Here is a 13,376-nt window from a genome sequence, read left to right on the forward strand (position 1 = left end):
CTGTCTATGCCCTCTGATCCGGCTACGGCGCTCGTTCGCCGAGCTATTTCGGATCTCGACCACCGCATCGAGGCGGCGACCGGCCACGATGTCGACACGCTGTGGGCGCACCGGGACCGAGGCGTCCTCGACGAGCCGCACGCCCGCCTGGTGGACCTGCACCGCGAGCTGGCCAGGGCCGAAACCGGCGTGACCTTCTACCGCACCCTCCTGCACCGGCTCAGCAGCGGCGAGTTCCCCACCGATGCGGCCCTGTTCGAGCGGATCGACCGCACCGTCGACCAGATGCAGGAAGCCGCCGGTGAACGCGACTCCGCCGCGGCCCGCGTCATCACGGCCCTGGAGCCGATCGAGACAGCCAACCGCAGCACACGCCACGGCGAACGGAAGCCACTGCCGCCCGCCGACCGCGCTGCCCTGCTGGCCATCGCCGGCGGCGCCAAGCTGCACGAACACCTCCTGACGGGACGCCTGTCGGTGGTGACCGCCTCCGGCACCCGGATCCCGTACGCACGATTCCAGCAGCTCGAGTCCTCCGGCCTCGTCTCCCGGGACACCAGCCATCCGCTGCACGCCGGACAGCCGGTCGCCCTGACCAACGTTGGCCGTGCCGCCCTCACCGGCAGCCGCCAGGCGAGTACGGCTGCCTCCCCGGCCACCGTTCGGCCCGGCACCTGGCCCGCTGCCGCACGGCCCCGCCGCTGACCCTGCCGCCTACCGAAGGGATCCATGCTTTCCTTCTATCTGGACCTGCGCCAGGACGGCTTCGAGGCCGCCGACGAGTGAACCGACGAGGCGTTCTGGCACGCGATCGGGATTGAGCGGGACATGCTCACCGTGCTCGCCGAACACCACACCTTCCCTGTCAAGTTCAGCATGTTGCTGCTGCTGACACCGTCGTCTGGGCGTGGCTCTGCCCGGGGCGGGAGGTGCGGCTGACTCTCGGCTCCGGGATCTCTGGGCATCTGGCAGGTCTGGAAAGAGAGAGTGCCGGAGAGGTTCGGCTTCAGTGTCCCCTCTGAGAGTGAAGTTCCTATTCTTGATGCGAGGTGGTGCGGATAAGGTGGCGGCCTGAGCTAGGGGACAGTGGGCCCCTGTCGCGGACGGCGCTGCGGAGACAGCGTGGGGTGCTAACCGGTTGAACGTCCAGCCCCGGCAATGAGGTAGGGCCCCTGCGGCGTCAGCCGATAGAGTGTCAGCGTGCAGCCATTGGTGGGGAGTCTCGCGACGAGGGTTGGCCTCGCGCTCTCCTTTTCCGTGGCCGAGGCCCAGAAATTGATGGCCGCTGTGCCGGAGGGCGTAGCCGACCATGTCTGGCGGGCGAGGTGCGCTGTCATGCACTCCCACTTCGCCAGATATGACAGCTTTGCCAAGCACCCGGTCGTCCATCGAGGGGCCAAGGAGCAGGCGCGTCTGCTGAGGTCGATGGCCCGGTGCGTGCAGGGTTCCGGGTTCGCTGAGATGTGCCGCACGAACGCTGACCTCCTCGTAGCCGCCGAACACAGACTGGCTGAGCAGGGCAGGGCCGACGAAGCGATCACGGTTCGCGCTCTGACGCTCGGAATGCCGATGGAGTGGGTGGTCCAACTCTGGCGGCTCGCCGACGTCATGAGTGAACTCAGGGCCAGGCAGAAGGCTTGGGGGCAGGACCATCACCGCATCGCGCGGGTGCTCAGGTCTGCCCGCATCCCGCTGTGGGCGGTGGCCGCGCTGGACGAGATCTCCCTCGACGAACTCCGCGAGATGACTCCCAGTGACCTGATCAGCCGGGCAGGCCTCGGTGAAAGCTCGCTGGCCCAAGCGGCGCAGGTGCTTGATCGCCTCCGTGTTCTCGCCTTGCTCGGTTTCGAGCCGACCGCGTGGAACATCCTCATGGACACGCTTGCTGCCTGCCTCGAGGCTGCTGCGGATGTCCAGGCTTCGCATGCAATAGAGCGAGATGTGCCGCTCCGGCCTTGCCGTTCACCAGGCGGGCTGTTGCGTTCGGAGCCTCGTGTCCCGCGAGCGCCGGGTTGTGCGGTCCCTCGTGCAGTCACTGTGCAGGGCCGCCGTCGGCTGCATCAAGCCGGAGGGCGTGGAGGGCGCCCGACCGTGTAGCGGCGGGATGGTCCTGCTCGACCCTGAGGACCGAGGTTGAATCTCGACAACATTCTGAGCGCCATCTCTGCTCTCGCAGGCACTGGGTCGCTCGCTCTCCAAATCATCGAGGGGCGGCGAAACCACGCACCCGACGATGCCGGGGACGGCCGGCCGGCGTCTGAGGCTGATCCTGGAGGCAGTGAGCCGGGCAGCACGCCGACTGAGTAGGTGAAGGACTGGTTGGGGGTGTCTGCCGTCTGGCAGACACCCCCAACCAGCACCGTGCTCACGTCCCTCCACTCGTCGGATCGCCCCCTGCTGTGAGGCGGGGGCTCCTTGGCCCCGTGGAGGCCGAGGCGGGAGGCAAGGAGGTCTGAGTCGGTAGGGCGCATGACGCGGGCTTGGGCTGCTGGCGTCCCAGGCCAGTGCCCGCATGGTGATCACGGTCTGCCGGGGCTGTCGGTGCCGTCTGGAAGGCTGAGGACTGAGGTGATTCGATGACGCTGGTGCTGGAGGAGCCACGGGTACTGGTGTGTGGGAGCCGCCGGTGGCCATGGCCAGGGACTGTTGAGGCCGTGCTGGACCGTCTGCTGGCCCGTCATGGTAAGGATCTGGTCGTGATCGAGGGAGCCGCGACCGGGGCTGACTCCGCGGCCCATGCCTGGTGCGAGCGGCATTGCCTCGGCCCGGAACGACATCGCTGTCATCCGGTCGACTGGGCCGCTGAGCGCCGGGCTCGCCCCCAGGCCTGGAGGATGGCCGGGCCGGAACGCAACACCCGGATGCTCGTCCAGGAGCGTCCGCGGCTGCTCATCGCCTTTCATGATCACTTTTCGCCGGGCAGCGGCGGGACGTCGGACATGTGCCTGCGGGGACTGACCGAGCGGGTGTCGGTGTGGCTGGTGCCGAGCGAGGGCGCGCCGAGGGGGGCGTGGCTGCGGCTGGGAATGTTCCCCGAGGGCCGGCAGCGGCGCATCCGTGGCGAGCTGGACGCGGCGACGCATTCAGGGAAGGCTGCCGAAGTGCCTGAGTCTGGCGGCCACTGACGATCGGTAGCGCCCGCCAGGCTTATCCTTTAACGCCTCGACCAGCCCGTTCAAGGAAAGTTAGGCGGAACGCCGTCCCGGAGCCTGAAGGTCCACCCCCCAGGTGCTGGCGTTGAGGATGCCGCGGCCGTCGATGGCCTTCGAGGCGGTGCGGTCGACGTGGGAGTACTGAGGTCACCGAGCCTCAAGCTGGTAAATGGCTGCAGGCGGACAGCTTTCCGACTTGGCGACCAGATCACATGAGCACGCGCTAACGCTGGCTCTGCCGAGGCCTGGTTCGACGCTCAGGCATTGTCGGCCTCGGAGAACAGTTCGTAGAAGGCCAGCGCCTTAGCCCGTGGGAGTGTCACGGTGCCGGACTCAACCCCATCGCGGTTGGTGCATGTAACGGACCACTCCGCGATGACCGGGCCCGTTTCGGCTGGGGAACTGACGACGACAAATGGTTCCAGGTCGGCATGCCGGTTAGGGCGCAGGTGCACGGGTGGAAGCTGGAGACGGGCGGAGCCGCTGTTGTCGATGTTGATGGAGGTGTCACCAGCGCGAGGAATGAGATCACCGCTGTTGAGGGAAAATCCAGCGCCGAAGGGCAGGCGACTCCGCGGGCCGTAGTAGGGGCGGGGAGGTAGGGCTCTCGGGAATCTTTCGTTGTCGGCAATCCAGTCGGACTCAACCTCAAGGGCTTGCACCGCGCCAGGAATATAGAGCTCGACCTGGACCCCCTCCAGATTGGCGCTCTCATGGTTAATCAGTCGTAGCGTGATGGGGGTAAGCCGTGCTGCTGCCGCCTCTTCGAGGGCCTCAGGGAGCTTCTGGCGACATTTCTTCAGATAGCGTTGCACCTGCAGGCGATAATGCTCTGGTGTGCGTTCTTCGGGCGTCTCGATGAGTGGATGGCTGATGGACCGGGACAGAACGGATTGGAGTGTTGGGGGCTGGGCTTCTCGTGCCAGATGACTTTCGAGAGAGGCCAGCGCCTCCCGCTCCTCTCCCTGTAGCCAGAGTTCGATCTCCTCTTCCGTGCAGGAAAGTGGGCGGATGACTCCGCTCAACACCTCCAAGGCAAGGTTCATCGAGGGAGGACGATGCACAAGTCGCTCGCTAAGCGCGTCGATGTCACGCGCCTTAGCCGGCCGCGTTTCTCCTTCGCGAGCACGAACGAAAACTGCAGCTTCAGAAATACTCTTGCGCGGACTAGGCGCCTCCTTTCGCATGCAGTGGATCGGGTCACCCCACTGAGGAGGGTCCACCGTAATGACCAGAATGGCTACTGGGCCATTCTCTCCCTCAGCCTCAACATAGGTGGGCATCCAACCGATCTTGTCGCCAACGTATGGAGTGATCCATCGGACGAGTTCCGTGACATCGTGCTGTTTAACGCCAGGCATCTGCTCATGATCGATACCGACCAAAAGATAACCATGCCCTTCGGCGAAGCGCCGCGCTTCGTCAGGATGCCGATTCGCGAAGCCGATGATCGCTCGGGCGATATGAGCTCTGCCGCTCTTGTCACCCTTGTCGGCAGGGTCGAGGTCCAGCTCGGACTTCCACTCCAGCCAGAGCGCCTCGTCCGCCTTGCTGGCATGACGCACTGCTCGAACGAGCTGCAGAAGATCGCTGTGATTGCGTGGGGCTTTGCGACTGTCGAAATCCAGAGCCATGGGCATGTCCTCTCTGTCAGCCTGCCGCTGCAAACGTAAGGGACGCCACTGACACTGACCCCAGGCTCTCAATCCGCGACAGCCCCGGCTGTCGCGAGCCAGCCGACGCCGCGCGTCACGTTATTCGCCCGCTCACCTTCCCGGCTGGGTATTCGTTAGCCCTCCATGCGCTTGATCTGGGCTTTGATCTCGGGATCCTTCGACAGGAGATGCGGCTGTCCAGGGAAGACTTGAACGGCATCGAACAGCTCGCGGTCACTGCGGCCAGTCAGCTTGCTGCCGATTAGGCCGAGGAGCTCGGCCCACTTCTCCTGCGGGAACGACCACTGCAGCTTGCTGGCGATCACGGTGTCCGTGAACGACCTCAAGGCGACGGATGCCTGACTCGGATTGAACCTAGTGATCAGATCCTGATAGATCGGGTCGGCGTCGCGGGCGACGCCGTTGCCGTTGGTCAGGAAGACCTCGATGACGCCAAGGACGTACTTCCGGCTGAGCCCCTCGGGGATGTCGCCGTGCTGACCGACGAGTTCCTGAAGCCGGCGGGCGATCGGCGGTTCGGTGTAGAAGTTGTTCCAGTTGTTGTGCGTGTCGATCAGCTCGTCCAGGGCAGTGTCGATCTCCCAGGCCCGCTCCTCGGAGGGCAGATAGGTCGCGCCGTTGACAAGGTCGATGAGCTGCCGGGCGAGGTCTGCCTGTTCCTGGTCGCCGTTGGCGCGGAACCGGCCGAGGCGGATGCCAAAGTTGTAGCGGGCCTCGTCAGAGACCTGCTTCCAGAGGTCGGGCCAGAGGCGGCGGACGTTGTCCAGGGTCTCAGGCCCGGTGGTGACGTCGGTGTAGCGGCCGAAGAATCCGGAGGCGAGAGGGTCAGCCTGGACCGGCGGGAGGTTCACGAAGAAAGAGCTGATCTCCTTGATCACGCCATCGTCGAGCCGCTTCTCCTTGACCTTCGCGAGGAGCTTCTTGACCTGGGCGGTGATCTGGTCGTAGGGCAGCGTGATCGCATGCTTGATGCAGGCGCCCAGCCAGTGGGCCAGTTGGAGGCCGTCCAACTGAACCTGATTGGGGTGGGCCGCGCTCGCCCAGTTCCGCATGTAGCGGATGAGGTCGAGTTCCTGGAAGCCGATGTCACTGATCAGGCCGATCTCTCGGCAGCCGTTGAGGAGCTTCTGGTCATCGAGCTTGGAAAGGTCGTTCTCGTCCTTGAGGTCCTTGCGCTTGCTGTCGGACTTCTCCGCGACTTCGTAAAAGTACTGGAGGTCGAAGTTCACGACACGCTTGCGGAGCTCGAGGACGGTCTCGTCCCAGAGGTAGTTCAGTGCCGCATCGAAGAGGCCGACAGCCCCAGCGATGATCATCTTGGAGATGTAGCTGGCGTGGCCCCGCTTGTCGACGGGCAGCTTGGCGAGCGCGAAGCCGGTGCTCTCCATCAGGACATGCCGCTCGTCGAGGCCGACCAGAATGCCGTCCGTCGGGAGTCCCGACTTCGCGAGGACGCCAAGGACCAGCGCCTCGAACGACTGCAGGCCTTGGAAGGCCGTCTCTGCCTGGGTCGGGACCTCAACGACCCCACGGGGCTCCAGATGTTCATTCACGATCACGAGATTAGAACAGTCGGCCCAGCACGGAGGTGCGATCGTCAGATAGCCGTTCCCGTTGGGGGAAGGCGGACGCCGGTCAGGGGCAGCGCCGGTTCCGCAATGGCGGGCGGACGTTGCCGGGTGGGTCCGGGTGGTGTCGTTCTGGCTGCGGCGAAGCTGGTATGGGGCCTTCGTGGCATTGAAGACGAGGATCAGGCCCGCACCGACAAACCGGGCCTGATCCAGGGGCGCTCTTAGTTGGGGTACGGAGGATGCGGCTGGCCGGGAAGGACCCGCAGGCGGGCGCGTGGCTTGGTGAGCGCGGTCCGCAACTGCGAATTTTCCCGGGCCAGTTGGTTCACCACGCGGATCAGGCCCTGGACGTCCTCACGAAGCTGGGCGAGTTCCTCGGTGTCCTTCGCCCGCAGCTCCTTGAGCTTGACGATCTGCTTGCGCAGCCGCCTCTCGGAATCCGGCATCTGTCCGCGTTCGCGGACTCTGTCGTAGAACTCGTTGCGCAGGTCGGGGTGGCGCTGGGTGAGCGCGTTGCGGGGGACCTGAGCCTCCTGGGCCAGGGCGACAATAGTCAGGGCCCCGGTGGAGTGCTCCGGTGTGCCGGCCAGGATGCGGTCCATTGCCGCGCGGATGCGGTTGCGTTCATCGGGTGCGGGGCTCATGCAGGTTTCTCCTGGCGGGTGAAGCGGAACTGGTCATGTTCGTCGGCGAAAGCGCGGAGCTTGTCGGCGTTCGCCCGCAGCCGGTCGCCCATCGGCTTGGGGTGCAGAGCGGCCCGCTTGTCGATGTGCGCGGCCTTCTCCCGCAGCAGGGCCGCCTGCTGGTCGGTGCGCAGGGCGTTGCTGCAACTGGGGACGCCCCGGTCCAGGGTCGGGGCGTCGTCGACGGCGCCGTCGCGCTGGCAGAGTGCCCGGTCGTGCTTGTAGAGGCAGATCAGCAGCGCGTGCGGATTGTCATAGAGCACAGAGCCGTCGCGGGCGAGATGCCAGCGGGCAGCGGCGTATTCGCGGGCGAAGTCTGTCTTGACCTCCCGGCCCTCGAACTGGCGGCTCGTGGCCGCCTCCACCAGGGCCCGGCGGGCGGCCGGGCCGGAGACCCCTCGCCGTTCTCGAACCGGTCATGCAGGTCGGCCGCGGTATCGGCGGTCGCCAGCGCCGTCTCCAGGGCGAGCATGTCGTGGATGCCGCCGCGGCTGCGGGTGCCGTAGCCGCCGGACACCTCGGTGTTGAGTGCTGTGCGCATGTGACCGTACTGAATGGCCAGAGCGACCAGCCCGCCGGGACGGCGGGCGATGTGCCAGGCCAGGGTGCGGCGGAACCGGGCGGTTCCGATCGCGCCGTGAGGATCGGGCGGGATCATCTCGTTCTCCAGGCCCTGGGCCTCGGCCTCGGTGTTCGCCCAGGCCACGAAGTCCTCGATCCGCTGACGCATCCCTCCAGGGCGCAGTGCACCGCGCGTGCTCGGGCGCGAGCCGGACACGAGGTCGTGGGTATCGTGGTCGAAGAGCAGACGGCCGGGCGGGACTATGCGCTCCAAAACCCGGATCGCGTTGACTGCCGGTGTGATCGCCACCCAGGGGACATTCCGCTCGGTGCCGCCGGGCAGGTGGTTCCCGCTCTCGTCGGTGGCGGTCTTGTAGTGGACGCTGCGGATCAGATGCCGCCCCACGATGCCGTCCTCGTCCGGCTCCGGGTCCGGGCAGCAGCCGGACCGCATGCCCAGCACTACTGGCGGGAGGGGGTTATTCCAACCGTGCACTATTCCCCATGGGGTAGCTCTCCTCCCGCAGACGACGCCCCGCTCACCTGAAGTGGTAGGCGGGGGCTACGGGCATCGTTCCTGCGGCTGTCAGCCGTGCGGGCACTTCTCGTCGAGGTCTTCCTCCTCCGACGGCAGCGCTGCTGCTTCCAGCTCTTCCTTGTCGTCGAGCGTCAAGGAGCAGGCCGTGCAGTAGAACTTCCGTGGGGTCGTGATCGTCCGGAACCCGTCGGAGCTCTGGCAGTTGGGGTGTCCGCCGCAGGGGCATTCCTCCTGCTCAACGTTCCCGTACATGTCTCCCCAGGCCCCGCAGGCCGGGCAGTGGAACATCCATCCGAGCGATTCCACGTCATCCGTGAACGGGGCGGCCCCAACCGTCCCATACTCGAACACCGAAGCAATCACCTTTGCCACGGCTTCGAGACTGCCACTCGCCACCATGCGTACCGAGCTGGAGTAGGCCGAAGAGAGCACCTTTGCCGCGTCGCTGCTACCAATGCTGCAACCCTTCTGGAACCCGGCGGCGACCCGCCTGGCGACCATGGTCTTCACAGCGAGGGCGGTGCGCGCCTGTTCGGCGCGTCGCCCCGGCAGGTAGTAGGGGAATTCCTTGAGCCGGGTACCACCGACAGGATGCCGGTCGAGCGGGAGTACCTCGTAGGACTCCAGCAGTGCGACGGCAGCACGCTGGGCGCGCAGACCCGAGCATTGCAGAGCAGTTCCCACAGCCGCCCGGCTGGAGAACTCCTGAACTGTCTCCTGCTCCTCACCGCTACGCTCATGTGAACCCCTGAGAGCGACGCTAGCAGCCATCTGACCAGCGACGGCGCCGGCATGGAAGGCGTGCTCCTCCTCGGCTGCGATCAGTTTGGTTGCCGCCGTCTCGATATCGGGTCGCTCCACCTTCACCGGCAGCGCTGCAACCTTCGCCAAGTCCGTGTAGACACCGTCGAACTCCCCCCAGAAGTCGTCTGATGCGATGGACAGCTCGTTCCGAATAGCATCTGCGACCTTGACACTCAAGGCGACCACCTGCTCCGTCACCTGGTCGTCGTGCCAGGCCGAGTGCGCCCTGCCATTGCGGGACTCCATGACCGGCTCGAATGCCTTGTATGAGATCGGCATATTTCCCCGCATGACAATCTCAGCACTTCTGAAGGCTTCGGCCATGCCGATCGTTTTAGCCTGCTTCAGGGGCTTAGCACCATCCGCTTCGCCGAAGCCAAGGGCATGGAAGCGGTGCGCCATGTCTCCCTTGTCGGAGATGAGGACCGGGTCGTGGTGGCATAGGACTGCTTTGAGCATGTGCTCGCAGGCAATTCCGGCATACAGTACAGAGAATGCTCGGTTGCCTGCCCTCCAGGCCCCTAAGGCCTCTCGTAGCAGTCCGCCGCCCATCACGGTGAAGCTCTCCTTGTTCATGCGGTACGCTCCTTGATCTCTTGGAATGGGGACGACATTCTTCATCGAGTGGTCGGCGTCTCGAATTTCTCGAACGAAGCCAAGGCGGATTCGACCGCAGACTGTGTACCTCCCCGGGTCTCCGCCTCCTCTCGAGATGCCACGGCCTCGGCTCGTGCGGCGAGGTACTCGGCCCAGTGGCGTTGGGCGTAGGCGACCCAGCGGAGTGCGGTGTGGCGGTGCATCCCGGTCACGTCGGCGACGATCGGGCTGGGGAGATCAGCAGCGAGTGCGGCCAGTGCCGCGTTGCGGGCGGTGCGAACCGGGATGCCGTACCGGTTGAGCTTCTGGGTCATGCCGTGCGTCGAGATCGGCTTGCCGGGGACCATGCCCGGGAAGAGCCACCGGGGCCCTGGGCGGACTCGTGAGAGCTGCGGCCGCAGCTGGGGCTGTTCGGCAAGTTGGCGGAGGAGCTGGGCGAGCATTGGCGGCAGCAGGACGGGGTGGCGGCCCAGGACCAGGTGGGCGTGCTTGTCGTCGAACTTGAGGTGCTCGGGCGTCAGATGACAGAGACGTTTGGTGGACGGACCGAACAGCAGGGTGATCGCACCGGCAGCTCTGACGTCCGTGGGCAGGGCATCGTCGGTCAGGCAGCTTTTGAGGAGCGGCCACCGGTCGTCCTCGTCGAGCAGGTCCTGGGGCTCCTGTCTCGGGAGGGAGGGGACCGTGAGTTCGCGGGTAAGCCGCCGGCTCGTGGTCCAGTTCAGGAAGTAACGGATCAGATAGCGCCGCTGACTGGTGGCTCCGGCGATCCAGTCGTCGATGTGTTCTTGGGCGAGGTCGGCGAGGATCAGGTCGCGTTGGTCCATCCAAGCGAGGAAGTCCAGGGCGACGCTGACGCGGCGCCGCAGGTCGCGGTCGGCGGAGGCGGGATGGTGGCGGTAGGCGGCCCGTTGGCGTGCTCGGCGAAGCAGGAACCAGTTCAGGAAGGGGCGGGCGAGGCGGGCGTGTGCGGCCGGCTTGTCCGCGAGTTCGTGCTCCAGCCAGCCCGGGATGCGTTCGAGGTCCTCATGGCATTCTTCGAAAACGCCTGTGTGCACGAGGAGTTGACGGATGTAGCGTTGGTTCCGGCTGGGCGGGAGTTTGTCCAGCAGCTCGTGACTGAGCAAGTGGCCGTCGGTTGCGAGCTGGGCGAGGAGCCTGGTGTTCGGGCTCTCCTTGATCCACTGGATGGCACGGAACGGTGAGGGAGCGTCCGTCAGCGCGGTCGCGAGCGGTTCCAGCTGTGGGGTGACCGTGCCGTCGGGCCCAGCCAGCAGGGCGTTGACTCGTTCAGCGAGGACGCAGTGAGCGCATCGGCCGCGGCTATGGGGATTGCCCGCCCGGCCGCACTGCTTGCAGGTGTAGTCGGCGGCGAAGCCGACGCAGGGGCCGCAGATCTCGGCGCCGTCGTCACCCCGCGCGGTCAGCGGCTGGACTTTGCCGCAGCGAGGGCACTCGGCCGGTGAGCGGAGCACGGCGGTATAGCAGGTCATGCAGACCGGCCCGATCGGCCATCGAGCGTTGCCCGGCTTGGTTTTGCCGCAGCGGGCGCACGGCTCGCCAGCGCGGTGTCGCTGGTAGCAGGTGGCGCAGACCGGCCGGCCATGTGGATCGCGGCTGGTGCAGGGGCGGACCCGGCTGCAGATCGAGCAGGTCACCTCGGGGCTCTGGTAGCAGCCGTCGCAGAGGTCCGGCTGCCCGTCGCGCGCGTTGCGGGCGATGCGCTTGAGCTTCCCGCACCGACCGCAGAGCCGCCGGGGCCGACGATGGCGGTTGTAGCAGAGGTGACAGACTGCGCCGTCGTCGTCAACGAGGGCAGCGGCGGCGGTCTTTCCGCAGCTCGCGCAGGTGTGCATCGGGCGCTGCCAGCACTTCATGCACAGCCCTCGGCCGTCGTCCCGTCGCACCACCGGGTGTCGGAGCTGACCGCAGCCGGCGCACGTCTCGAACGTGGCGGGGTCCGTGCGGTAACAGCGGTGGCAGATCGGTCCCTCTGGGCGCCGGGCAGTGACGCGCTGACCTTCACGGTGGCAGCGTGCGCAGGTTTCGCGTTTGCGGCTTCGGGCGTCGCACGAACCGCAGAGCCGCCCTTCGGGGCGAAGCTGCCGCAGGTCAGACCTGATTTTCCCGCAGTGCGCGCATCCGGGGCGAACGACTGGATGTCCGGCTTCGTGCAGCACCTCGGCCAGCCGCAGCAGGACCGGTGGGCAAAGAGAGCTGCCCGAGGTCAGGGCGTCGGGGTGCGTGGCCATGTGCTCGGCCAGCTCCTCCAGAAATCGAGCGGCCCCGCGGACGGGGATCGGCACCGCCGCCTCCAAAACCGCGTTCGCGTCGGCGGTACTGAGGGTCGGCAGAGCCATGGTGACCTGGCCAACGGCGGCGGCCGTGGCAGCTTCCATCCGCGTCGCCTGCGCGGCAAGACGGGCGACGACCGACGGAGCGGTCGGAGAAGGCGCGGTCACAGGCCCTCCGGTCGCCGGATCGAGGTCCGGCGCACGGCCGGAAGCGGGCCGTGCGTCTCACCGCCGGCGGTCTTGCGTACCTCTTGGTTGACGACCTGGACCTCAATGAGGTCGTTGGGCTGGCAGCCGAGGATGTCGCACAGAGCCGCGAGGGTGTCCATCGACATCCGCTGCGGCGGCTGCGTGACCAGGCGGTAGACCTGCTCGCGCGAGAGGGTGACGCCCCGCTCGGCCAGCATCGGCACCAGGTCAGTGGTCTGGAACATCTCCCGGTCGGCCATGAGCTTGCGCAGGTTCCAGCGGTAGCCCATCTTCTTGATCACTTCGGGTCCTCCCAGATGCCCGGGTAACGCTGGCCCAACTTCTTGTGCACCAGCCGGTTGCGGTACTCGTCCGAGACGCCGGTATAGAGGGCCGTCGTACTGGCATAGCCGTGACCGGCCTGATCTTGGATGAACCGTTCCGGGTAATCAAATTCGGTCAAATGCGTGATATAGGAATGCCTCAGGCAGTGCAACTCGAGTTCTTCCGGCAGCTCAGCGGCCTTCTTGGCGGCCGCGAACGCCTCGTTCGCCGACCGGCGCGACAGACGCCCGGAGCGTTCGGTGACCCAGATCGCGGGGTGCTTGCCCACGTTGAAGCGGGGCCGGACCTCGGTCAGGTAGTGGTCGAGGTCGTCGACGATCCAGTCCATCTCAGGGACGGTGAAGATGGTGCGGCGCTTGGGCGGGCTGTCTGGAGGACTTGCCCCAGCGTACGAACACCGCCCCGTGGCGCTTGTATTGCGGGGCCTTCGGATTGCGCCGCAGATCGGCGTGGTTGAGGCCGACGTTCTCCCGGCGCCGCATGCCGTAGGCGTAGTACGTCTTGAGCAGGGCGGAGTCGCGCATGGCGGTCAACGCACCCTTGCGGCCGCGCTTCCGGATCTCCTCAACCTGTCCGTCTGCGGCGTCGAACAGGTCCTGGCTCTCGTAGGTCAGCGGCCGACGGCTCGGGTCGCCCTCGTACTCGCTGACGTGGGTGACGGTGTTCCACTCGTGCAGGATCTGGACCGGCACCTCGCCGAAGCGTTCCTGGCAGACGGACATCCATCCGTAGCGCGGATCGGTGATGAACTCGCAGAACAGCCGCAGGTGGTTCTGGTAGTTGCGGCCGCTCGCCACCGTGAACGTCGGCGTCTTCGTGCGCAGATGGTCGATGAACGCCTCAAACTCCGCCGGCTGCCACTGCCGCGGATACTGGTTGGAGAACTCGGCGAACCGGCGGACTAAGCGCGTATCCAGAAGTCTTGCGCGTATCGGAGGGCGGCGCCGTTCAGGGCGGCAGGTGTTG

At 66.3% G+C, this 13,376-nt stretch carries 13 protein-coding genes; 3 read left to right on the forward strand and 10 right to left on the reverse strand.

The annotated features are described in order from the left end of the window. Positions 1 to 6: 6 nt before the first annotated feature. From IE242_RS34975 to IE242_RS34985, 3 genes are all read left to right on the forward strand, one after another. Positions 7 to 705, forward strand: a complete 699-nt coding sequence (locus tag IE242_RS34975) for a hypothetical protein (protein ID WP_189866700.1) — start codon at positions 7 to 9, stop codon at positions 703 to 705. A gap of 495 nt (positions 706 to 1,200) precedes the next feature. Then, positions 1,201 to 2,097: a hypothetical protein gene (locus IE242_RS34980; RefSeq protein WP_189866702.1), complete on the forward strand. Its 897-nt coding sequence runs from the start codon at positions 1,201 to 1,203 to the stop codon at positions 2,095 to 2,097. A 479-nt stretch (positions 2,098 to 2,576) separates the two neighbouring features. Then, positions 2,577 to 3,125, forward strand: a complete 549-nt coding sequence (locus tag IE242_RS34985) for an SLOG family protein (protein ID WP_189866704.1) — start codon at positions 2,577 to 2,579, stop codon at positions 3,123 to 3,125. A gap of 284 nt (positions 3,126 to 3,409) precedes the next feature. On the opposite strand, the gene IE242_RS34990 is transcribed toward IE242_RS34985, so the two are convergent. The 10 genes from IE242_RS34990 to IE242_RS38345 all read right to left on the reverse strand — a co-directional run. Further along, entirely contained in the window at positions 3,410 to 4,786 is a 1,377-nt protein-coding gene (locus IE242_RS34990) for a hypothetical protein (RefSeq protein ID WP_189866706.1), read from the reverse strand. Positions 4,787 to 4,941: 155 nt separating this feature from the next. Further along, positions 4,942 to 6,381, reverse strand: a complete 1,440-nt coding sequence (locus IE242_RS34995; protein WP_189866708.1) for a hypothetical protein — start codon at positions 6,379 to 6,381, stop codon at positions 4,942 to 4,944. Between the two features lie 239 nt (positions 6,382 to 6,620). Then, positions 6,621 to 7,043: a hypothetical protein gene (locus IE242_RS35000; protein WP_189866710.1), complete on the reverse strand. Its 423-nt coding sequence runs from the start codon at positions 7,041 to 7,043 to the stop codon at positions 6,621 to 6,623. After that, positions 7,040 to 7,345 carry a hypothetical protein gene (locus IE242_RS38330; protein ID WP_229859864.1) on the reverse strand — a complete coding sequence of 102 codons (306 nt, stop codon included), beginning with the start codon at positions 7,343 to 7,345 and terminating at the stop codon, positions 7,040 to 7,042. Before IE242_RS38330 ends, IE242_RS35000 begins: the two co-directional genes overlap by 4 nt. After that, positions 7,315 to 8,097 (reverse strand): hypothetical protein, encoded by a 783-nt coding sequence (locus tag IE242_RS38335; RefSeq protein ID WP_229859865.1) that lies wholly within the window; start codon positions 8,095 to 8,097, stop codon positions 7,315 to 7,317. The genes IE242_RS38330 and IE242_RS38335 overlap by 31 nt, the downstream gene beginning before the upstream one ends. A gap of 132 nt (positions 8,098 to 8,229) precedes the next feature. Further along, on the reverse strand, positions 8,230 to 9,561 hold the full coding sequence (locus IE242_RS35010; RefSeq protein ID WP_189866712.1) for a hypothetical protein: 1,332 nt from the start codon (positions 9,559 to 9,561) through the stop codon (positions 8,230 to 8,232). Between the two features lie 41 nt (positions 9,562 to 9,602). Then, on the reverse strand, positions 9,603 to 12,044 hold the full coding sequence (locus IE242_RS35015) for an XRE family transcriptional regulator (RefSeq protein ID WP_189866714.1): 2,442 nt from the start codon (positions 12,042 to 12,044) through the stop codon (positions 9,603 to 9,605). Continuing rightward, the gene (locus IE242_RS35020) at positions 12,041 to 12,367 is read right to left on the reverse strand and encodes a helix-turn-helix domain-containing protein (protein WP_189866716.1); all 327 of its coding nucleotides are present in this window, start codon (positions 12,365 to 12,367) and stop codon (positions 12,041 to 12,043) included. Before IE242_RS35020 ends, IE242_RS35015 begins: the two co-directional genes overlap by 4 nt. Next, a complete protein-coding gene (locus IE242_RS38340; protein ID WP_229859868.1) occupies positions 12,364 to 12,738 on the reverse strand; it encodes a tyrosine-type recombinase/integrase in 375 nt (124 codons plus the stop codon). Before IE242_RS38340 ends, IE242_RS35020 begins: the two co-directional genes overlap by 4 nt. A 1-nt stretch (position 12,739) precedes the next feature. Further along, positions 12,740 to 13,376 (reverse strand): site-specific integrase (locus tag IE242_RS38345; RefSeq protein WP_506417260.1); only part of this gene is annotated, 637 nt, incomplete at its 5' end.

The sequence above is a fragment of the Streptomyces poonensis genome (assembly GCF_014650915.1).
Lineage (GTDB): Bacteria > Actinomycetota > Actinomycetes > Streptomycetales > Streptomycetaceae > Streptomyces > Streptomyces poonensis.